Below are 20,279 nucleotides of genomic sequence, written 5' to 3' on the forward strand. Positions count from 1 at the left end.
ACCCGCCCGGGTACCGCCGGGTAGGGTGCCGCCCATGAGTGGTCAGAGCACGACGCGTACGGTCCCGGGCAGCGGCGGATCCGGCACGGCACGGACCGGCCGGACCGGTCAGGTGCTGTCCAACGTGGCCGTCGCGCTCGGGCTGGTGCTGTTCCTCGGCGGATTCGTCTGGGGAGCGCTGCTCTACCGGCCCTACACCGTGCCGACCACCTCGATGGCCCCCACCATCGACGCCGGCGAGCGCGTGCTCGCGGAGCGCGTCGACGGCGACGACGTCCGCCGCGGCGACGTCGTCGTCTTCCGCGACGCGACCTGGTCGAACGCCCCCATGGTGAAGCGGGTCGTCGCCGTCGGCGGCGACATCGTCTCCTGCTGCGAGGACGGCAAGCTCAAGGTCAACGGCAAGGAGATCGACGAACCGTATCTCCCCGACGATCCGATGGCGCGGTCCGCCGTCTTCCCCGAGGTGACCGTGCCGAAGGGCCGCCTGTTCCTGCTCGGCGACGAGCGCTCCGGATCGGTCGACTCCACCGCCCACCTGACCGACGCCGCCAGCGGCACCGTCTCCCGCGACGCCGTCCAGGGCCGCGTGGACGCCGTCGTCTGGCCGATGGACGGCATGCTCCCCAAGCCCGCCGGCTTCCAGACCCTCGGCCCGCTCTCCACCCCGGGACCGCTGTCGGGCATGCTCGCGGCGGTGGCCGGCGGCGCGGTGCTGGTGCTGGCCGGAGCCGCGTACGGGCCGCTGGCCAAGCGCGCGGCCGCCTCCCGCGCCCGCGGCGCCACGGCGAGCACCGGGAGCCCGGGGAGCACCGGTGGCCGCTGAGCCCGCCCCGGCGGCGCCCGACACGTACGCGGGCGGGCTGCGCAGAGTCGCCCGGGTGGTGCTGCTCGACCCCCAGGACCGCATCCTGCTGCTCCACGGCCACGAACCGGACGACCCCGGCACCGACTGGTGGTTCACGCCCGGCGGCGGCGTGGAGGGCGACGAGACCCGTGAACAGGCCGCGCTCAGGGAACTCGCCGAGGAGACCGGCATCACCGACGTCGACCTCGGCCCCGTGCTGTGGCGGCGCCGCTGCTCCTTCCCGTTCGCGGGCCGCCAGTGGGACCAGGACGAGTGGTACTACCTGGCCCGTACGACACAGACGGCCACCGCGGCGACGGCCCTGACCGAGCTGGAACGGCGCAGTGTCGCCGGAGCTCGCTGGTGGACCTGCGAGGAACTGCTCCACGCCCGTGAGACGGTGTATCCGACCAAGCTCGCCGGGCTGCTGCGGACACTGCTCGACGAAGGCCCCCCGGCCGCGCCCGTGACCCTGGACACCGAAATCGTCCGGTGACTCCCGGGACTGGCGCACAATGGTGGGATCGCACGGCTGAAGGGGAACATGCCATGAGCGCCGAGGACCTCGAGAAGTACGAGACCGAGATGGAGCTGAAGCTCTACCGGGAGTACCGCGATGTCGTCGGTCTGTTCAAATACGTGATCGAGACCGAGCGGCGCTTCTACCTCACCAACGACTACGAGATGCAGGTGCACTCGGTCCAGGGTGAGGTGTTCTTCGAGGTCTCGATGGCGGACGCCTGGGTCTGGGACATGTACCGGCCGGCCCGCTTCGTGAAGCAGGTACGGGTGCTCACGTTCAAGGACGTGAACATCGAGGAGCTCAACAAGAGCGATCTGGAGCTGCCGAGCGGCTGAGCTCTCGTCACCCTTGTGGGTGGCGGAGTTGTCCACAGCCGCCGGGTTGTGCACGTGACCCGGCGGGGTCCCCCCTGCATGCGTGACGGTGGGCGCCGGAGGTGGTGCCGACATGGACGCACGGCAGGACACGCAGGTACACGGCGGCGGGCAGGCCCGCGGGGCGCTCGGCAGATACGGGGAGACACTGGCCGCACGGCGGCTCACCCAGACCGGGATGACGGTGCTCGCGCGCAACTGGCGCGCCGGCAGGACCGGCGAGATCGACATCGTGGCGCGGGACGGCGACACCCTCGTCGTCTGCGAGGTGAAGACCCGCCGCACCGGGACCTTCCAGCACCCGATGGCGGCGATCACCCCGGCCAAGGCGGGCCGGCTGCGCCGTCTGGCGGAACGCTGGCTCCAGGAACACGGGGGAGCACCGCCCGGCGGCGTCCGCATCGACCTGGTCGGCGTGCTGCTCCCCAGGCGCGGCGCGCCCGTCGTCGAGCACGTCAGGGGGGTGGCCTGACATGGGATTCGCCCGTACGTGCTCGGTGACCCTCGTCGGCGTCGAGGGCGTGGTCGTCGAGGTGCAGGCCGACCTGGAGCCGGGAGTGGCCGCGTTCACGCTCGTGGGGCTGCCGGACAAGAGCCTGACGGAGAGCCGGGACCGGGTCAGGGCCGCCGTGGTCAACTCCGGCGGCGAGTGGCCGCAGAAGAAGCTCACCGTGGGACTGAGCCCGGCGTCGGTGCCGAAGGCGGGCAGCGGATTCGACGTGGCCGTGGCCTGCGCGATCCTGGGCGCCGCCGAGCGGATCGACCCCCGAGTCCTGGCCGACATCGTGATGATCGGCGAACTGGGGCTGGACGGCCGGGTGCGGCCGGTGCGCGGCATCCTGCCGGCGGTGCTGGCAGCGGCCGACGCGGGCTTCGAGCAGGTGGTGGTGCCCGAGTGCGCCGCCGCCGAGGCCGCCCTGGTGCCCGGCGTGTCCGTGCTGGGCGTGCGCAGCCTACGCCAGCTTGTCGCGGTCCTCACCGACGAACCGGTGCCCGACGAGGCGCCGGAGGACCAGGAGCGGCCCGATCCCCTGATGGCGGGGCTGCGCGACCTCGGCGGGGGAGCGAGCACCGGCATCAGCGGCGGCCAGGGCCGCTGCGACCAGGGCCACGACCTCGCCGACGTCGTCGGCCAGCACGCGGCGCGCACGGCGGTCGAGGTGGCCGCGGCGGGCGGGCACCACCTGTTCTTGCAGGGCCCGCCCGGCGCGGGCAAGACGATGCTCGCGGAGCGGCTGCCGTCCATCCTGCCGCCACTGGACCGCCAGGCCTCCCTGGAGGTCACGGCCGTGCACTCGGTGGCTGGCCTGCTGCCGCCGGGCCGCCCGCTGATCGACACCGCGCCCTACTGCGCCCCGCACCACTCGGCCACCATGCAGGCCCTCGTAGGCGGAGGCCCGGGGACGGCCAGGCCGGGGGCGGTCTCCCTGTCCCATCGAGGCGTGTTGTTCCTGGACGAGACCCCGGAGTTCAGCAGCAAGGCCCTGGACGCCCTGCGCCAGCCGCTGGAGGCGGGGCATGTGGTCATCGCGCGCAGCGCGGGCGTCGTCCGCTTCCCGGCGCGCTTCCTCATGGTGCTCGCGGCCAACCCGTGCCCCTGCGGCCGGTTCTCGCGCACCGACGACCGGTGCGAGTGCCCGCCCTCGGCGATCCGCCGGTACCAGGCCCGCCTCTCCGGACCACTCGTCGACCGGGTCGACCTGCGGGTCGAGGTGGACGCCGTCACCCGCGGCGAGCTGACGGCGGCGGGCGCCCGGGGTGAGACCACCGCGGCGGTCGCCGACCGGGTACGCGCGGCCCGCGAACGCGCCGCCGCGCGGTTCCACGGCACGCCGTGGCGCCTCAACAGCGAGATCCCCGGGCGGGAACTGCGCGGCCGCTGGCAGGCCGCACCCGGCGCCATGGACGAGGCCGAGCGCAGCCTGGAGCGGGGCGTGGTGACCGCGCGGGGGCTCGACCGGGTGCTGCGGGTCGCCTGGACCGTTGCCGACCTGGCCGGCCACGACCGCCCCGACGCCGGCGACGTCGCCCTCGCCCTGCAGTTGCGGACGGGCGTTCCGCGTGGGGTGCCGATGGTGATCGGGGCGGGGGTGTGAGGGGGTGAGCGGGGTGAGTGGGCCGTACGGCCCGATGGAACCGACGGGGCCGGCCGTGCCGGCGGGGTCGGTCGCGCCGGCGGGGTGGGCCGTACCGGCAGGGTGGGCCGTACCGGCGGGGCGGGTCGAACGTCCGGGACCTGAGGGCGGCCAGGCGGGCCGGGGCGGCCAGACCGACCAAGGCGGCCTCCTGGGCCGGATCTTCCTCACCCGCGTCCTCGAACCCGGCGACGAGACCGGCGGGCGCTGGGTGCGGGAGTTCGGGGTGGACGGCGTGGTGCGCCGGCTGCGGCAGCGCGGGGAGCCCCTGCCGGGCGTCACCGGGAAGCGGTGGGCCGGGCTGCTCGCCCGGGCCGAGCGGGCCGACCCGCGCCGGGACCTCGCCGCAGCACAGGGCGCGGGCGTGCGGTTCGTAGGCCCGGGGGACACCGAGTGGCCCGGCCAGCTCGACGACCTCGGAGACGCCCGCCCGCTCGGCCTGTGGGTGCGCGGCACCCCGGACCTGCGGATGTGGGCGCTGCGCTCGGTCGCCCTCGTCGGCGCCCGCGCCTGCACCGAGTACGGCGCGTTCATGGCCGCCACCCTCGCGGCCGGACTCGCCGAGAAGGGGTGGATCGTCGTCTCCGGCGGCGCCTACGGCATCGACGGCGCCGCCCACCGCGGCGCGCTCGGCGCGGGCGGCGCGACCGTCGCCGTGCTGGCCTGCGGGCTGGACCGCCCGTACCCGCGCGGACACGCCGGACTGATCGGCCGGATCGCCGAGCAAGGGCTCGTGGTCGGGGAGTTGCCACCGGGCGAGCATCCGACGCCCAGCCGTTTCATCCTCCGCAACCGTGTGATCGCCGCCCTCACCCGAGGCACGGTCGTCGTCGAGGCGGCGCACCGCAGTGGCTCCCTGGTGACCGCCCGCGCCGCCCGCCGGCTCGGACGCCACACGATAGGGGTACCGGGCCCGGCCACCAGCGGCCTCTCCGCCGGGGTGCACGAACTGCTCCGGCAGGACGCGGTCCTGGTCACCGACGCCGACGAGATCGTCGAACTGGTCGGCGACATGGGCGAGCTCGCACCGGAGCGCAGGGGACCGGTGCTGCCCCGCGACCTGCTGGACCCGGCGGTCCGCCAGGTCCTCGCCGCGGTGCCGGTCCGCCGGGCGGCCCGCCCGGACGACATCGCCCGCACGGCGCAGACCACCCCGGACGACGTGATCGCGAAACTGTACGAACTCCGAGCACTTGGTTACGTCGAACGACACGGCGACGGCTGGAAGTTGACGCGCCAGGCGATGATCTCGGTCCGGGCCGGCGCCGATGACCGTTGACACAGCGTGTTCGGCCGTCCGGGGGAACCCCGACACGCCCTGGAAAATACGTCAGTTGGGGTATCCGGGTGATCACGTAGAGCGACGGGTGTGCCCCGGCGGGACGGCCCTCGGAACGTATCTGCGCACGGCACGGCCCTCGTTCTTCGCACACCGCGACGCCACAGTCACGCTACGCTCACGAGGGCCCAGACACGGACGGCTCAGAACGGACACGAGAGCACACGCCGGACGGACACCAGAGCAGACACCTGAACAGGCACCTGAACAGACATCGGACAGACCACGCACCCAGGCAGTACCAGCCCACGGCAGAACGGCACTAGGCGACGAATGCCCCAGCACACCTCCGGGTCCGACCGGGCGGCGATCCCCCCAGCCGCCCGCGACGGTGGCAGCGTGCGGCCGCCCGCTCCCTCGACGCTCGACGAGCTGTGGCGGTCGTACAAGGCGACGGGGGACGAACGCTTGCGGGAGCAGCTGATCCTGCACTACTCACCGCTGGTGAAGTACGTCGCCGGCCGGGTCAGCGTGGGGCTGCCGCCCAACGTCGAGCAGGCGGACTTCGTCTCCTCCGGGGTGTTCGGGCTGATCGACGCGATCGAGAAGTTCGACGTCGACCGGGAGATCAAGTTCGAGACGTACGCGATCACCCGGATCCGCGGCGCGATGATCGACGAACTGCGGGCGCTGGACTGGATCCCCCGCTCCGTCCGGCAGAAGGCGCGCAACGTGGAGCGCGCCTACGCCACCCTCGAGGCGCGGCTGCGGCGCACCCCGACGGAGAACGAGGTCGCCGCCGAGATGGGCATCACCGTCGGCGAGCTGCACGCGGTGTTCAGCCAGCTCTCCCTCGCCAACGTGGTCGCCCTGGAGGAGCTGCTCCACGTCGGCGGCGACGGCGGCGACCAGCTGAGCTTCATGGACACCCTGGAGGACACCGCCGCCGACAACCCGGTGGAGGTCGCCGAGGACCGGGAGCTGCGCCGCTTTTTGGCGCGGGCCATCAACACGCTGCCCGAGCGCGAGAAGACCGTGGTCACGCTGTACTACTACGAGGGCCTGACCCTGGCCGAGATCGGCAACGTCCTGGGCGTGACCGAGAGCCGGGTCAGCCAGATCCACACCAAGTCGGTGCTCCAGCTGCGTGCCAAGCTGGCGAGTTTCGGCCGCTGAGCCCGGGCGGCGACCCGGGTGACCGGCCTGCGGAATCCCTGGCCGCGGCGGGCGGGGCGTCCGTAAAGTGGACGACGTGCCAAGGATTCGAGCGGCCTCCGTGGCCGAGCACCGGTCGATGCAGCGAGCCGCCCTGCTGGACGCGGCACGCTCCCTGCTGTCCGAGGGCGGTACGGAGGCGCTGACCTTCCCGGCCCTCGCCGAGCGCACGGGCCTCGCCCGGTCGTCCGTCTACGAGTACTTCCGCTCGCGGGCGGCCGTGGTCGAGGAGCTGTGCGAGGCCGACTTCCCCGTCTGGGCGGCCGAGGTCGAGGCGGCGATGGCGGACGCCGAGGGGCCCGAGGGCAAGATCGAGGCGTACGTCCGCAAGCAGCTGGAACTGGTGGGGGACCGGCGGCACCGCGCGGTCGTCGCGATCTCCGCGAGCGAACTCGACGCCGGCGCCCGGGAGAAGATCCGCGCCGCCCACGGCGGGCTCATCGCCATGATCGTCGAGGCGCTCGCCGAGCTGGGGCACGCCGAACCGCGCCTCACCGCCATGCTGCTCCAGGGCGTGGTCGACGCCGCCGTGCGCCGCATCGAGCTGGGCGCGGCCGAGCACCCCGACGTGATCGTCCGTGCGGCGGTCTCCCTGGCCCTGGACGGCGTCCGGGGCTGAAGTCCGAGGCGCCGCGCGCTCCCGCACCGCCGGGGCCGGCCTCGGCGCGCCGCGCCCCACGCCGGCCAGGGCTCCTCAGGGCAAGGGCACCCCCAGCACCGGCAGCAGCCGCGACGGACCCCGCTGGAGCAGCCACGGGGGCAGCAGGGAGAGCGGGTCCAGGTAGGTGTCACCCCGCAGCAGGCCCCAGTGGACGCAGGGCGCCGTGCAGTGGCAGCCGCCCGCCTCCACCGTGCCGATCACCTCGCCCGCCCTCACCTCCGCGCCCTGGGGCACCGACGCGCGGACGGGTTCGTAGGTGGTGCGCAGCGGCGGGTCCCCGGTGCCGGCGAGCTCCACCGAGACGACGCCCTTTCCGGCCACCCGGCCCGCGAACGACACCCGGCCGTCCGCCACCGCCCGTACCGGCGTCCCCGGCGGCGCCGCGAGATCCACGCCCCGGTGCCCGGGCCCGTACACCGTCGCCGGCGGTTCCCAGCCGCGCAGCACCCGGGGCCGTACCCCCACCGGCCACGTACGGGCGATGGCCGGAACGGCGTCGTCCGCGGCCCGGCGCCCGCTCGCCCCCGCGCCGACCGGCGACGACACGGGGTCCCCCGCCCCCACCCCCTCCCCCATCCCCGCCCCCACCGCGAACAGCCGTGACGCCGGCGGCGCCAGCAGCGTCGCCACGGTCAGGGCCACCACCAGCACCAGCCGTACGCACGGCCTGCCCAACCGGCCCCGCACACCCCACCGGCCCCGCACACCCCACAGGCCCCGCACGCCCCACCGGCCCCGCACACGCCACCCGACCCCCAGCCCCCGGTCGTCACGCCGCCCACGTCCCTCGCTCCGTCCCTGTCGTCGCATGACGGAAGCGTCTCCCAGGGGCGGGATCTCCACCGGGACCTGTGGACGGCCGACTGGGTTGTGGACAACGGCGTCACCCGGCACCCCGCGGGTCCCGTACACTTCTGGTGGCGACCCGGGCCACCGGGTCGACTTCGCACGCCCCGACATCGGGACCGGTCACGGCCGTGGCCCGGTGTCAGCGCCCCTCGGTCCTTCGTGGCACGGCGCGTCGTGGGCGTCAGGCGCGGGAGCCGTCCGGCCCCCGCGGCACAACCGAGAAATTCAAGGAGATACGGCCATGGCCGTCGTCACGATGCGGGAGCTGCTGGAAAGCGGCGTCCACTTCGGTCACCAGACCCGCCGTTGGAACCCGAAGATGAAGCGCTTCATCTTCACCGAGCGCAACGGCATCTACATCATCGACCTGCTCCAGTCGCTGTCGTACATCGACCGCGCCTACGAGTTCGTCAAGGAGACCGTCGCCCACGGCGGCACGGTCATGTTCGTCGGCACGAAGAAGCAGGCGCAGGAGGCCATCGCCGAGCAGGCCACCCGCGTCGGCATGCCCTACGTCAACCAGCGCTGGCTGGGCGGCATGCTCACCAACTTCTCGACCGTCTACAAGCGTCTGCAGCGCCTCAAGGAGCTCGAGCAGATCGACTTCGAGGACGTGGCCGCCTCCGGCCTCACCAAGAAGGAGCTGCTGGTCCTCTCCCGCGAGAAGGCGAAGCTGGAGAAGACCCTCGGCGGTATCCGCGAGATGCAGAAGGTGCCCAGCGCCGTCTGGATCGTGGACACCAAGAAGGAGCACATCGCGGTCGGCGAGGCCCGGAAGCTCAACATCCCGGTCGTCGCCATCCTCGACACCAACTGCGACCCCGACGAGGTCGACTACAAGATCCCGGGCAACGACGACGCGATCCGCTCCGTCACCCTGCTCACCCGCGTGATCGCCGACGCCGTGGCCGAGGGCCTCATCGCCCGCTCCGGCGGCGGCGAGGGCAAGGGCGAGAAGGCCGCCGGCGAGCCGCTGGCCGAGTGGGAGCGCGACCTGCTCGAGGGCGAGAAGAAGGGCGAGGAGGCCGCTCCGGCCGCCGCCGAGGGCGAGAAGCCGGCCGAGGCGCCCGCCGCCGAGGCCGAGGCCGAGACCCCGGCCGAGCAGGCCTGACCGCTCCGTCAGAGCCGATGACGGCGGGAGCGGTGACATGACGTCCGCTCCCGCCGTTCACCCGTAGACCGGCGGTGGCCCGGGACCTGCCCGCGCGGCGGTCCCGCCCCGCCGATCTTCGAACCCTCCAGACTTCGAGAAAGATTCACAGACTCATGGCGAACTACACCGCCGCCGACGTCAAGAAGCTCCGGGAGCTCACCGGCGCCGGCATGATGGACTGCAAGAAGGCGCTGGACGAGGCCGACGGCAACGTCGAGAAGGCCGTCGAGGCGCTCCGCATCAAGGGCCAGAAGGGCGTCGCCAAGCGCGAGGGCCGCTCCGCCGAGAACGGCGCCGTGGTCTCCGTCATCGCCGACGACAACTCCTCCGGCGTCATCGTCGAGCTGAAGTGCGAGACGGACTTCGTCGCCAAGGGTGAGAAGTTCCAGGGCGTCGCCACCGCGATCGCCGAGCACGTCGCCAAGACCTCCCCGGCCGACCTCGAGGCCCTGCTCGCCTCCGAGATCGAGGCCGGCAAGACCGTCCAGGCGTTCGTGGACGAGGCCAACGCCAACCTCGGCGAGAAGATCGTCCTGGACCGCTTCGCGCAGTTCGCCGACGGCTACGTGACGGCGTACATGCACCGCACGATGCCCGACCTGCCGCCGCAGATCGGTGTGCTCGTCGAGCTCGACAAGCCGAACGCCGAGATCGCCAAGGGCGTCGCCCAGCACATCGCCGCCTTCGCGCCGAAGTACCTCTCCAAGGAGGACGTGCCGGCCGAGGTCGTCGAGTCCGAGCGTCGCATCGCCGAGGAGACCACCCGCGCCGAGGGCAAGCCCGAGGCCGCGATCGCCAAGATCGTCGAGGGTCGCCTCAACGGCTTCTTCAAGGACGCCACGCTGCTCGGCCAGCCCTACGCGCTGGACAACAAGAAGTCCGTCCAGAAGGTGCTGGACGAGGCCGGTGTCACCCTGAAGCGCTTCTCGCGCATCAAGGTCGGCATCTGAGTCCGCACCGCGACGGGCGCGCGACCCCGATAGGGTCGACAGCAGTCGTTCGGACACGCGTCCACGCACGCGCGCGTGCCGGGCGACAGCAGATCTGACGAGGAGGCCATTGCCGCATGGGATGCGAACCACGCCCCACCGGCAATGGTCTCCTTCGTATGTGCAACACGTGAAAGAGGCGGGATTCGACCATGACGACCAAGGCTGAGAAGAGCGACGACGGCAAAGTGCGCGGCCGGTTTCTGCTGAAGCTGTCCGGAGAGGCCTTCTCCGGAGGCGGAGGCCTGGGCGTCGATCCCGACGTGGTGCACGCCATCGCCCGTGAGATCGCGGCCGTCGTACGGGACGGCGCGCAGATCGCGATCGTGATCGGCGGCGGCAACTTCTTCCGCGGAGCCGAGCTCCAGATGCGCGGCATGGACCGCGCCCGCTCCGACTACATGGGCATGCTCGGCACGGTGATGAACTGCCTGGCCCTCCAGGACTTCCTGGAGAAGGAGGGCGTCGACTGCCGTGTGCAGACCGCCATCACCATGGGCCAGGTCGCCGAGCCGTACATCCCGCTGCGCGCCGTGCGCCACCTGGAGAAGGGCCGCGTGGTCATCTTCGGCGCCGGTATGGGCATGCCGTACTTCTCCACCGACACCACCGCCGCGCAGCGCGCCCTGGAGATCGACGCCGAGGCGCTCCTCATGGGCAAGAACGGTGTCGACGGGGTCTACGACTCCGACCCCAAGACCAACCCCGACGCCGTCAAGTTCGACGCCCTCGGCTACGGCGAGGTCATCACCCGGAACCTCAAGGTCGCCGACGCCACGGCCGTCACCCTCTGCCGTGACAACAGCCTGCCGATCGTCGTGTTCGAACTCCTGCAGGAGGGCAACATCGCCCGCGCCGTCAAGGGTGAGAAGATCGGCACCACGGTGGGTGACCAGGCCGGTCGCAACTGACCGGGGGATGGACAATGTCCTGCCGGTCGTGAACCGTGCAGGAAGAAGACGCGACGCAGCCGGCCGCCGCCCCGACCGAGGACCGCAGCCGGGCCTACTCAAGACACGCAGGAGCAAGTGGTGATCGAAGAGACCCTCCTCGAGGCCGAGGAGAAGATGGAGAAGGCCGTCGTGGTCGCCAAGGAGGACTTCGCCGCGATCCGCACCGGCCGTGCGCACCCGGCGATGTTCAACAAGATCGTGGCCGACTACTACGGCGCGCCGACGCCGATCAACCAGCTGGCCTCGTTCTCCGTGCCCGAGCCGCGCATGGCCGTGGTGACCCCGTTCGACAAGAGCGCCCTGCGCAACATCGAGCAGGCGATCCGTGACTCCGACCTGGGCGTCAACCCGAGCAACGACGGCAACATCATCCGGGTGGTGTTCCCCGAGCTGACCGAGGAGCGCCGGCGCGAGTACATCAAGGTCGCCAAGGGCAAGGGCGAGGACGCGAAGATCTCGATCCGCTCCGTGCGCCGCAAGGCCAAGGAAGCCATCGACAAGCTGATCAAGGACGGCGAGGTCGGCGAGGACGAGGGCCGCCGTGCGGAGAAGGAGCTCGACGACACCACGGCGAAGTACGTCGCCCAGGTGGACGAGCTCCTGAAGCACAAGGAAGCGGAGCTGCTCGAGGTCTGATGAACGACTCTTCCTGGGGGACGCCGCAGACCGGGTACTGGGGGCCGTCCGATCACGGACCCGGACGGGGAGCTGCCCCGGCGGGTCCCGCGTACGATGCGCACAACGCACAGCAGACGCGCCCCATGCCCGTCGTGCCCGACGTACCCGAACACGGCGTCGACCAGGATGCGGACCGGGGGGCTGCTCGGCTGAGCGGTCCCCTGTTCCGAGACGAGCCGACGCGGGCCCGCCCCCTGCCGGGGGAGGTGCCGCAGAATCCGGAGCCCATGCCCCACGCCCCGCAGCCGGCCCCCGCACCGCAGAAGAAGAGCGCGGGGCGGGACCTCGGTGCCGCGATAGGCGTCGGCGTCGGACTCGGCGCGGTCATCGTCGCGTCGCTGTTCGTCGTCAAGACCGTCTTCGTGGGGGTGATCGCGGTCGCCGTCGTGGTGGGCCTGTGGGAGCTGACGACGCGGCTGGACGAACGCAAGGGCATCAAGGCGCCCCTCGTCCCGCTGGCGCTGGGCGGCGCGGCCATGGTCGTCGCCGGGTACGCCCGGGGCGCGGAGGGCGCGTGGGTCGCCATGGCGCTCACCACGCTGGCGGTGCTGGTGTGGCGCATGACGGCACCGCCGGAGGGCTACCTGAAGGACGTCACCGCGGGCGTCTTCGCCGCGTTCTACGTCCCCTTCCTGGCGACGTTCGTCGCGATGCTGCTGAAGGCCGAGGACGGCCCGTGGCGCGTGCTGACCTTCCTGGTGCTCACCGTGGTCAGCGACACCGGCGCGTACGCGGTCGGCTGGCGCTTCGGCAAGCGCAAGCTCGCCCCGCGGATCAGCCCCGGCAAGACCCGCGAGGGCCTGCTGGGCGCGATCGCCTTCTCGATGGCGGCGGGCGCGCTGTGCATGCAGTTCCTGATCGACGACGGCCAGTGGTGGCAGGGCCTGCTGCTCGGCCTCGCGGTCGCCGCGAGCGCCACACTGGGCGACCTCGGCGAGTCGATGATCAAGCGTGACCTCGGCATCAAGGACATGGGCACGCTGCTGCCCGGCCACGGCGGCATCATGGACCGCCTGGACTCCCTGCTGCCGACGGCACCGGTGGTGTGGCTCCTGCTGGCGATCTTCGTCGGCACGGCCTGAGTCTCCCGCCCCGCCCTGACGGCCACACCGGGCCCCCGTCCCCTCCGGACGGGGGCCCGGTGCCGTGGGGGAGCATAAGATCACCGCATGGCGCAGGCGAGGCGGGGAGACGACGGCAGGTACCACGGCGACCTGCCCTGCCGCTGGTGCGACGCGCTCCTCGACCAGAAGGGCCGCCGCAGGCCACGCCGCTACTGTGGCCCCTGGCACCGCACGAAGACCTACGCCGCGAACATCGGCGCCCTGATCGCCGGCATGTTCTGAGCCCGACCGGTCACGACGATCACCGGTCCGGTGGACGTGACGGATGGCAAGATCGCACATATGACCGATCATGCTGAAGTGTCGTTGCGGCTGGGCGGACACTCCGCGCGCTGGTGGACCGCGGTGGCCGCACTGTTCGCGGTAGCGGCAGGGGTTGCGGCACGCGCCGGAGCGCCGAACGCCCGGGAGTGGGGCATCCTTTCGGCTCTCGTGGGTGTGGGGGCTGTCGGATGCGCGCTCGGGATGCTCAGGCGACGCGTGGAGGCGGGCCGGGACGGGCTGCGGTTCCGCACGGTACTGCGGTGGCGGACGCTGGAGTGGGACGACATCCTCCGCTTGGAGGACCTGCGGGTTGCCGCTCCCGACTCCCGCATCAGAACCCCGAGCCTGCGGGTCGCGGCAGCGTTGCGCGACGGCTCCGTGGTCTCGCTGCCCGTGCCGTGGACCGGCGCGGCCGACGCGGACGACTTCGAGAGACAACTGTCCCAGCTGCGGACGCTGCATGTCCGGTACGGCCGCGGGAGCCTGGGGTCATAGTTCGCGACGCTCGGCGAACTGGCTGCCTGGTAGAGACGTGGGTGATGCCGGGGGCACTGCAGAAATCAGGCCGCCAACCAGGCACGGCGATGGCGGGCGACGGCGTAGATCCGCTCGACTTCGTCATTGGCCAACACGCCGCTGAGAGGAGCCAGGGCTGACACCTCTCGCTCGCGGTACACCCGCACGGTGAGCTGGGTGGCGACGACCTTCAGGTCCGTAACACCGACGAACACCAGAACGGGTTCCACAGGGACGGCGAAGCCGCAGTAGCGCTCGAGCACCCGCTGCACGCGCTTCGCCTCGGCCCGGCTCTTGCGGAGGTACGGCTTGGGGCGACCGCGGTCGACCCTTACTGCGTCGTCGCCCACCCACACCGCCTTCCGCGGGTGATTCTTCGTGTTGACGGTGAACACCCCGCCGGGCCCGATCAACAGGTGGTCGAGATCCACGTGACGCGGCAGCGGTACGGAATGCAGCACGCGCCACCCATGACGCCGCAGCCGATCCAGTTCAGCGCCTACACGGCGTTCGCCCGTCATGCCCTTGCGCCAGGAGTCTCCGTCGGCCGGACGGCCCTGGATCCGAGCGAGAACGCGCGTCATGAGACCCGCCGAGGTCTCGGTGACCTTGGGCAGCAAAGCAGTGCCGGGCGAGTTGAGGGCGAGGTCATCATCAGGGGTCAGAGGTGGCAGCACGGATGCGGGCACCGGGGTTTCGGAAGGTGCCAGCGCGTCGGTCGCGGTGGACAAGTGCTCCCGCAGCACGGCCATGACCGCGTCACGGTGCTCAGCCAGGCGGATGGTGATGGTTCCCGTCTTGCAGTCGGCCCAGCCCGCGGCAGTGCCGTCGGGCAGATTCGCGTACAGCCGGTCGTGCCCATGCCGTTTCCACCGCACCACCTTGAGCTCACCCACGATCCCGGCCTCCTCGACGGCGACGCGGCCATCGCAGCTATCGCAGCAACCGGGCTCCGGGTCCACAAGAGCGCGATCGCGCCCCGATGGGCGATGGTGCTGCTCAAGCCCAGGGTGGCGGGAGAACCCGCACGAATGCGCCCCCGCCGAGGCGTCCGGCGGTCGTACCCACTTGCCTGTCGTCGAGGATGATGCGGGAATGAATGATCAGATTCCCGCTGTAATCCCAGCGCTGGTGTTCGATCGGGAGTACGTACCCGTGCTCGTCGGCGGCTCGGCAGCACCCAGGCGCTTCACGGTGGGCGGTGCCAGTGTCGTCATAGGCCCGGCCGGAATAGTGATCATCGCGGAGGCGAGTGACGCACCCGCCAAAAGCGGTGTCTGGAACGCTGAGGAGTTCCGCTTGATCGGGCCCGCACCGGCACCGGTCACGGAGCGACTCATGGGGGCGCCCTGGGGTGTGGACGAAGGCTCGTCGCCGATCCACATCGCGGTCCGCGTCGAAGGTGAGGCTCTGTACCTGGGCACCGCCCGGGTGAGCCGGGCCGGCACTTCCGACGGCGTTCTCACCGACTGCGAACTGCGCTTGGAAGCACCCTTGAGCAGAGAACTCCTCGACCGAGTGCGCCCACCACTTCCACCTGAGCACGTGCCGGACCTGCGGTGGCTCGGGAAGGTGAACGGTGACCGTGAGGCAGCTCTTGAGCAGTTCGTCACCGGCTGGTACCCGACCGAGGACGCCACCGAATCGCCTGCCGGCGACTCCGCGTCACGCCTTCCCGGTGGACTGAGACAGCTGTACCGGCTCGCGAAGCAGCGGCCGGGTGCCCTCGGAACTCAGAACAGGATCCTGCCCGAGCCGGACCTGCACACCGACCCTCTCGGGGAGATGCTCGTCTTCGGCGTCGAGAACCAAGGAGGCTTCTTCTGGTCGCTCCCGTGGACGCTTGAGGATACTGAAGCCGATCCGACTGTCTGGTTCCGTGAATTCGACGAGGAGCCCATCGCCGAACAGGAACCGCTCAGCGGCTTCCTGCTCCAGTTCTCCCTCTACGAGGCCGCCATGGGCGCCGAATACCTCGCCCTGCCCCGCGAACTCACTGCACCACAGGTCGAGCGACTCACGGAAGCGCTGCACCTTGTGCCCCTGCGTCCCTTCTGGCCCTGGGCGCCCACCCGCTTCCATGTGGCCCCCGGCCTCGTCATGCATGTCAGCAGCGAGGACGGCGAAGCATTCCATGCCTGGGCCGGCGCCACCCACCGAAGCGCCCTGGACCCGCTGGCCGACCTCCCTGTCGACTGGAACCGCTTCGACGGCTGATCGTCCCAAGAGACCAACTGACGGTCCGCCTTGGTGATCACCTCAGTTGCCGAGTGGTCAACGGGGTGGTCGGGCGGTCCGCTCCGGGTAGGCCGCCGCGACGTGGCGTATGGCGGTCCGAGCGGTGATCCGGAAGAGCCGGTGGCCTGGGGTTTGCCGGATGCCGCCGTCTGCACCGGCACTACGAGCGCAAAGCCGGCCGGCTGGATGAGCCGGTTCATGCGGCTCCGAGGAACCCCGGATCGGCGCCGTCGAACTGAAGGCACGCGGTGCGACTCAGGTCCAGGAGTTCCGCCATGGGCACCGCACGACGGCTGGTCGCCAGCACATCCTGGCGAGCCTCCGCCGACCACAACGGCGGGAAGAACGACAGTCCCTGGCGACCATTCAGCCCAGAGACTTCGTCGCGCCAGCCGTCCCACCGCAGGCCCTCATAGAACTCCTGGAGCCCTCCGGAGAGAATCCAGGACAACCATGCCGAGTGGCCGGCGCCCAGGGCCTCCCAGCGCAGGGCATCGGGGGCGAAGTAGAGGATCTCGCCCGGCTCGCCGGGCCGACCGGACCCACGAGGGTTACCTCCGTTGAGCGTGAAGACCCCGCCCAGCACATCGTGCGCGACCACAAGACCTGCACCCGCCGACCACGCGGGATCGAACGCCGCGGGCATCGCGTTGATCTCAGCCAGGCCAGGCAGCCCTTCGGCGGCGCCACCCGGGCTTCCAAAGATCCGCAACCATCCGCTGTCCACGAGCAGACCGCCGCAGTTCAGTACGATCCCGCCCAAGTTCGATCGGGCGGAGACCTGTAGTTGCAGCAGGGAGGCGCGGCCCATCTCGGCATCGCCGGGCAGCACCTCAACTGGTACGTCAGTGCCGGACAGCTCCTGAACGAGGAGCGGCCAGGCCTGATCGCCGACGTTGATCAGCTCATTGACCTCGCGCATCCCCGCATCCTCGCATCGGCCGCAGAGGCTCGGCCCGCCGGGCCACTCGCACCTCGATACACCAATCGAGATGATCTCCAAGGCTTGCCCGCATCTTCTAGGACCGGGCCCAGGGCTGCATGACCCAGAGATAGACGACTATGCATGGCCGACGGACCTTGTAGTGCCGGCTGCTGAGGACAGGCGGCCGAGCTGGGCGGCTACCGTGGCGGCCCTGTCCGTGGATCACCGGGTCATTGGCAAGGTCGCCGGGCGCCGGCCCTTCGGGGTCTTCCTGCTGCTAGAGGGTGTGCCCGACGCCGTAGCGTTGGCGGAAATGGGCCTTCTCCGGGCCGTCCGAGGCCGCTCAAGGGCGACCAGCGACGACCACCACCGACAGGTGTGGCCCCGGACACCCGCAGGTCACCCAGGACGATCTGCGGCACTGGTACAGCCATGCCTAAGCCCGGAGAGCTGGCAGTCGATGGGCAGTGGTGAGTCGCCTAACAGGCCGTTTGGCGCGGATGGGATCCCGGTGCAGCTTGTTGGGCCGTCTCTGGGCCGTAAGCCATATACCGGGTGCGAAATGCAACGTCCAGACCCTCACCTATTAAGCCACCGGTATTGAGGTCAACCCGGTTGCGGCTGTGAAGCCAGACAGTGCCGCGTTCCGGGGGAAGTATTCCTATTATGTGCGCGGCCAGCATAGTGCCTCCGCTACGAGGGGGCGCCCACCTTCCTGTAAGGCGTGCTGATTCAGCCAGGACCACCCATTTTGATCAACCTGCCGCTGCCGTTGACGAAGTCAACTTGACCCTGTCGGCTGACTTCTGAGTGAATGTCATGCACTTCAGGAGCTGATCTATACACGCACTCGGAGTAACGATCGTGAACTTCGAAGAGCTCGGCAGCCAGGCCATCGCGCTGATCTGCGACATGGGCACCTCCGTTGCGCAGGACACTGCCTCCCAGGTCCTGGCCGACCTTGTCACTCAGCGACTCGCTAACCGCCCTCCTGCCGCCGCCGCGTTCATGCGGCTCCAGCGCAACCCGGCCGACGCTCAACTACGTACCATCACGGCGACCGCCGTCGCTGATGAGGCGACGCACGACGCGGATTTTGCCCGACAGCTCCAGCAGGCAATCGAGGCAGCTGGCCGGGCCAAATCGGGTGGAATCAACATCAGCGGCAGCACCTTCGGTCGCAACACCGATATCGCAGGCGGCAACATCGACAAGTCACGCCGCAACATCCGTGTGGGCTTTGGGGCCCTCGCAGCCCTTCTCGTTGCTGGTGCCGCGAGCATCTCCTTCGTCACCATCAACAACGGCGATGACAACAAGCCTGAGACCTCCCAAGCCGCCGCTGAGTCTCAGGTAATCAACTTCCTTGATGACGTGGCCAAGGGTGAGATTGACTCTGCTTGCAAGCGGATTGCCCCGGCAGAGCTGGGTGATCGTCAATGCGAAGACGCCGTTGACATTCTGCTGAGGGAGAGCCAGGGCGAGGAGTACGCAGCCAAGGTCGAAACGCCGTCGGGTGGCCCTGACTGGCCAGCAACACTCACAGCTCAGATGAAGCTGGAAAGAACGGTGACCTATTTCGGCCCCGAAACCTCGAACAGCCCAAAGGTAGATGCCAATCATGTTTACGTCGAAGTCGAGTTCTCGAACGGTGACGCCTACGGGTACGGGCTCCTGAAGCAAGGGGGTGACTGGCTCATCTTCGACTCGACATGCATGCACGCCTGCCCGGACTAATTGCAACGTTGCTGCCGGTGGCACAGTTCATGAGGCCCTGATCTGAGGGGGGTGTGGTGGGTGGGGTGGGCTGGTCGGGGGTGGTGCGTGCGCAAGGGCAGAGTGTTAGTCACGGCGTTCGCGGTCCCGAGTGGGCTGGAGTCAGGTGTGAAGCTGGTCGCGTTCGGCGACGCGCATACACCGGCAGCGTTAGCCCTCGGTCCGAGTGGCCCAGGTACTCGCTTACAGCCTTGACGCTCTCGCCAGTGTCGAGGAGGACCGAAGCGTAGAAGTGCCGAGGCGCGTGCATGCCGTGCTCGCGAGCGGACTGGTGCGTGCCGTCCGTCCCGGCCTCCGAGATGAGGCCTCCTGCCGCGAGAGCGGGCTTTCACACATGGACGTTGCAGTTGCTGCGCCAGACGAGGCCGCCGGCGGTGTTCGTGAACGGGAGGCGGGCCGACACCTTGGGGCCGTCCGGCTTGCGCCACGGCATCGTGATCTCGACCGGCTTGAAGGTGTCTATGCGAGCCTGTAGGGCGTCGGCCACCGAGGGGCGGCGACTGTACATCCCGTTCGCTGTTGCACTTGGGGCGGCGCTGCTCGACCACCACCTGGCTGGCGGGGTCGATGCCATGCGTACGGAGCCACCTCTCCGCGTAAGTTCTGAAGGTGATCCGAGCTGCACGCGGGTCGATGTACCGACCATGAGTCATGTCCGAAGCGATCTCCGTAAGCCAGTGCTCAGCGAGCCGCTTCTGTCGGTCCGGAAAGCTCTTGGCCTCTGTGGCTGGGGCCGGTCGGCTTCACGGCTTTAGGCAGCCACTTTGGGGCGAGCCTCGAAGATCATGGCCCCAACGTCGTGCTTTAACGGGCAGGTCCACGGACTGCCCGACGCGCCGGAAGGTTACGGGGCCATGATCACTCGCCCCAAAGCAGCTCCCGCCCCAAAGTCGCTCCGTAAGTTGTTTGGCGGTCCGGAAGAGTGGGGTGTGGCTCTAAAGTCGCTTGCCCCCGGTGGCTCGGTGGAGTGGCCGCCCCGCTCTTCGGGACGCCTGGCCGCTGATTGAGATCTGCGCACTGATCGCTGTTTACGGAGCTGACGGCGGGTGTTCCTGGGGCCGAACGGCATGCTGCCTTAACCGAGGAGACGCACATGGCCGAGCAGCTGACCCGCCTCTGGGTCGGGATCGACGCCGGTAATGCCCATCACTGGCTCGCCGCGGTCGACGAAACCGGAGCAACGATCTGGAGCAAGAAGGTCCCCAACGACGAGAGCGAGATCCTGACCGCCCTCGGCGAGATCCTCGCCCTCTGCGACCAGGTGCACTGGGCCGTTGACATCGCCGGCACCGCATCCGCGTTGTTGCTGGCCTTACTCGCCACCCACGGCCAACAGGCCGTCTACGTTCCCGGCCGGACGGTCAACCGGATGTCCGGGTCCTACCGCGGTGAAGCCAAGACCGACGCCCGCGACGCCTACGTGATCGCAGACACCGCCCGGCTGCGGCGGGACTTCACCTCCATCAGAGTCCCCGCCCAGCTGGCAGCTGACCTGGCTCTGCTGACCGCCCACCGCACCGACCTGATCGCCGACCGCGTCCGCATGCTCAACCGACTCCGCGACATGCTCACCGGGATCTTCCCCGCTCTGGAACGGGCCTTCGACTACACCGATCACAAAGGCGCACTCATCCTGCTCACCCGCCACCAGACCCCGGCAGCCATACGGCGGCACGGCCAAGCCCGCCTCACCACCTGGCTCAAGGGACGCAACGTCCGCAACCCCGACGCAGTCGCCGCCACAGCCCTGCAGGCCGCCAGGACTCAGCACGTCACGCTG

General features: G+C 70.2%; 22 protein-coding genes. 18 read left to right on the plus strand and 4 right to left on the minus strand.

All coding sequences use genetic code 11. From position 1 onward, the window contains the following. Positions 1 to 34 precede the first annotated feature (34 nt). The 8 genes from lepB (at position 35) to ACFOSY_RS23340 (ending at position 6,992) form a co-directional block, all read left to right on the plus strand. Positions 35 to 826 (plus strand): signal peptidase I, encoded by a 792-nt coding sequence (lepB, locus tag ACFOSY_RS23305; protein WP_394310016.1) that lies wholly within the window; start codon positions 35 to 37, stop codon positions 824 to 826. Continuing rightward, positions 816 to 1,343 (plus strand): NUDIX hydrolase, encoded by a 528-nt coding sequence (locus tag ACFOSY_RS23310; protein WP_394310018.1) that lies wholly within the window; start codon positions 816 to 818, stop codon positions 1,341 to 1,343. Before lepB ends, ACFOSY_RS23310 begins: the two co-directional genes overlap by 11 nt. 53 nt (positions 1,344 to 1,396) lie before the next feature. Beyond that, positions 1,397 to 1,705 (plus strand): DUF2469 domain-containing protein, encoded by a 309-nt coding sequence (locus ACFOSY_RS23315; protein ID WP_003993268.1) that lies wholly within the window; start codon positions 1,397 to 1,399, stop codon positions 1,703 to 1,705. Between the two features lie 112 nt (positions 1,706 to 1,817). Beyond that, on the plus strand, positions 1,818 to 2,216 hold the full coding sequence (locus tag ACFOSY_RS23320; RefSeq protein WP_394310021.1) for a YraN family protein: 399 nt from the start codon (positions 1,818 to 1,820) through the stop codon (positions 2,214 to 2,216). Between the two features lies 1 nt (position 2,217). Then, positions 2,218 to 3,840, plus strand: coding sequence for a YifB family Mg chelatase-like AAA ATPase (locus tag ACFOSY_RS23325; RefSeq protein WP_394310024.1), 1,623 nt, complete (start codon positions 2,218 to 2,220; stop codon positions 3,838 to 3,840). 34 nt (positions 3,841 to 3,874) lie between these two features. Beyond that, positions 3,875 to 5,158 (plus strand): DNA-processing protein DprA, encoded by a 1,284-nt coding sequence (gene dprA / locus ACFOSY_RS23330; RefSeq protein ID WP_394310055.1) that lies wholly within the window; start codon positions 3,875 to 3,877, stop codon positions 5,156 to 5,158. 333 nt (positions 5,159 to 5,491) lie between these two features. Further along, complete coding sequence (gene whiG, locus ACFOSY_RS23335; protein ID WP_006130436.1) at positions 5,492 to 6,334, plus strand: RNA polymerase sigma factor WhiG; 843 nt, start codon at positions 5,492 to 5,494, stop codon at positions 6,332 to 6,334. 100 nt (positions 6,335 to 6,434) lie between these two features. Continuing rightward, positions 6,435 to 6,992: a TetR/AcrR family transcriptional regulator gene (locus tag ACFOSY_RS23340; RefSeq protein ID WP_093763970.1), complete on the plus strand. Its 558-nt coding sequence runs from the start codon at positions 6,435 to 6,437 to the stop codon at positions 6,990 to 6,992. Positions 6,993 to 7,067: 75 nt separating this feature from the next. Here the strand turns inward: ACFOSY_RS23340 and ACFOSY_RS23345 are convergent, their stop codons facing one another. Beyond that, on the minus strand, positions 7,068 to 7,685 hold the full coding sequence (locus ACFOSY_RS23345) for a M23 family metallopeptidase (protein ID WP_394310058.1): 618 nt from the start codon (positions 7,683 to 7,685) through the stop codon (positions 7,068 to 7,070). Between the two features lie 439 nt (positions 7,686 to 8,124). Here ACFOSY_RS23345 and rpsB point away from each other — a divergent pair, with 439 nt between their 5' ends. The 7 genes from rpsB to ACFOSY_RS23380 all read left to right on the plus strand — a co-directional run bounded on the left by rpsB (position 8,125) and on the right by ACFOSY_RS23380 (position 13,539). Next, positions 8,125 to 8,994, plus strand: a complete 870-nt coding sequence (rpsB, locus tag ACFOSY_RS23350; RefSeq protein WP_394310027.1) for a 30S ribosomal protein S2 — start codon at positions 8,125 to 8,127, stop codon at positions 8,992 to 8,994. 155 nt (positions 8,995 to 9,149) lie between these two features. After that, positions 9,150 to 9,986, plus strand: coding sequence for a translation elongation factor Ts (gene tsf, locus ACFOSY_RS23355; protein WP_006136600.1), 837 nt, complete (start codon positions 9,150 to 9,152; stop codon positions 9,984 to 9,986). Between the two features lie 191 nt (positions 9,987 to 10,177). Then, complete coding sequence (pyrH, locus tag ACFOSY_RS23360) at positions 10,178 to 10,936, plus strand: UMP kinase (RefSeq protein ID WP_394310031.1); 759 nt, start codon at positions 10,178 to 10,180, stop codon at positions 10,934 to 10,936. A gap of 120 nt (positions 10,937 to 11,056) precedes the next feature. Next, positions 11,057 to 11,614: a ribosome recycling factor gene (frr, locus tag ACFOSY_RS23365; protein ID WP_006136598.1), complete on the plus strand. Its 558-nt coding sequence runs from the start codon at positions 11,057 to 11,059 to the stop codon at positions 11,612 to 11,614. Continuing rightward, the gene (locus ACFOSY_RS23370) at positions 11,614 to 12,738 is read left to right on the plus strand and encodes a phosphatidate cytidylyltransferase (protein WP_394310034.1); all 1,125 of its coding nucleotides are present in this window, start codon (positions 11,614 to 11,616) and stop codon (positions 12,736 to 12,738) included. Before frr ends, ACFOSY_RS23370 begins: the two co-directional genes overlap by 1 nt. A gap of 87 nt (positions 12,739 to 12,825) precedes the next feature. After that, a complete protein-coding gene (locus tag ACFOSY_RS23375) occupies positions 12,826 to 13,002 on the plus strand; it encodes a hypothetical protein (RefSeq protein ID WP_394310036.1) in 177 nt (58 codons plus the stop codon). Between the two features lie 243 nt (positions 13,003 to 13,245). Next, the gene (locus tag ACFOSY_RS23380) at positions 13,246 to 13,539 is read left to right on the plus strand and encodes a hypothetical protein (protein WP_394310038.1); all 294 of its coding nucleotides are present in this window, start codon (positions 13,246 to 13,248) and stop codon (positions 13,537 to 13,539) included. A gap of 65 nt (positions 13,540 to 13,604) precedes the next feature. Here the strand turns inward: ACFOSY_RS23380 and ACFOSY_RS23385 are convergent, their stop codons facing one another. Then, positions 13,605 to 14,456: a nuclease-related domain-containing protein gene (locus ACFOSY_RS23385; RefSeq protein WP_394310040.1), complete on the minus strand. Its 852-nt coding sequence runs from the start codon at positions 14,454 to 14,456 to the stop codon at positions 13,605 to 13,607. A 199-nt stretch (positions 14,457 to 14,655) separates the two neighbouring features. Between ACFOSY_RS23385 and ACFOSY_RS23390 the strand changes: the two genes are divergently transcribed. After that, a complete protein-coding gene (locus tag ACFOSY_RS23390; protein ID WP_394310042.1) occupies positions 14,656 to 15,777 on the plus strand; it encodes a hypothetical protein in 1,122 nt (373 codons plus the stop codon). A gap of 217 nt (positions 15,778 to 15,994) precedes the next feature. Here the strand turns inward: ACFOSY_RS23390 and ACFOSY_RS23395 are convergent, their stop codons facing one another. Continuing rightward, the gene (locus ACFOSY_RS23395; RefSeq protein ID WP_394310044.1) at positions 15,995 to 16,720 is read right to left on the minus strand and encodes a DUF2625 family protein; all 726 of its coding nucleotides are present in this window, start codon (positions 16,718 to 16,720) and stop codon (positions 15,995 to 15,997) included. Between the two features lie 867 nt (positions 16,721 to 17,587). Here ACFOSY_RS23395 and ACFOSY_RS23400 point away from each other — a divergent pair. Continuing rightward, positions 17,588 to 18,460 carry a hypothetical protein gene (locus ACFOSY_RS23400; RefSeq protein ID WP_394310047.1) on the plus strand — a complete coding sequence of 291 codons (873 nt, stop codon included), beginning with the start codon at positions 17,588 to 17,590 and terminating at the stop codon, positions 18,458 to 18,460. A 367-nt stretch (positions 18,461 to 18,827) separates the two neighbouring features. Here ACFOSY_RS23400 and ACFOSY_RS23405 read toward each other — a convergent pair whose 3' ends face one another. Beyond that, positions 18,828 to 18,986, minus strand: a complete 159-nt coding sequence (locus tag ACFOSY_RS23405) for a hypothetical protein (RefSeq protein WP_394310049.1) — start codon at positions 18,984 to 18,986, stop codon at positions 18,828 to 18,830. Between the two features lie 606 nt (positions 18,987 to 19,592). Here ACFOSY_RS23405 and ACFOSY_RS23410 point away from each other — a divergent pair. Continuing rightward, the coding region (locus tag ACFOSY_RS23410; protein WP_394310051.1) for an IS110 family transposase at positions 19,593 to 20,279 on the plus strand (687 nt) is incomplete at its 3' end.

The sequence above is a fragment of the Streptomyces lusitanus genome (assembly GCF_042647945.1).
Classification (GTDB): Bacteria; Actinomycetota; Actinomycetes; order Streptomycetales; family Streptomycetaceae; genus Streptomyces; species Streptomyces pseudogriseolus.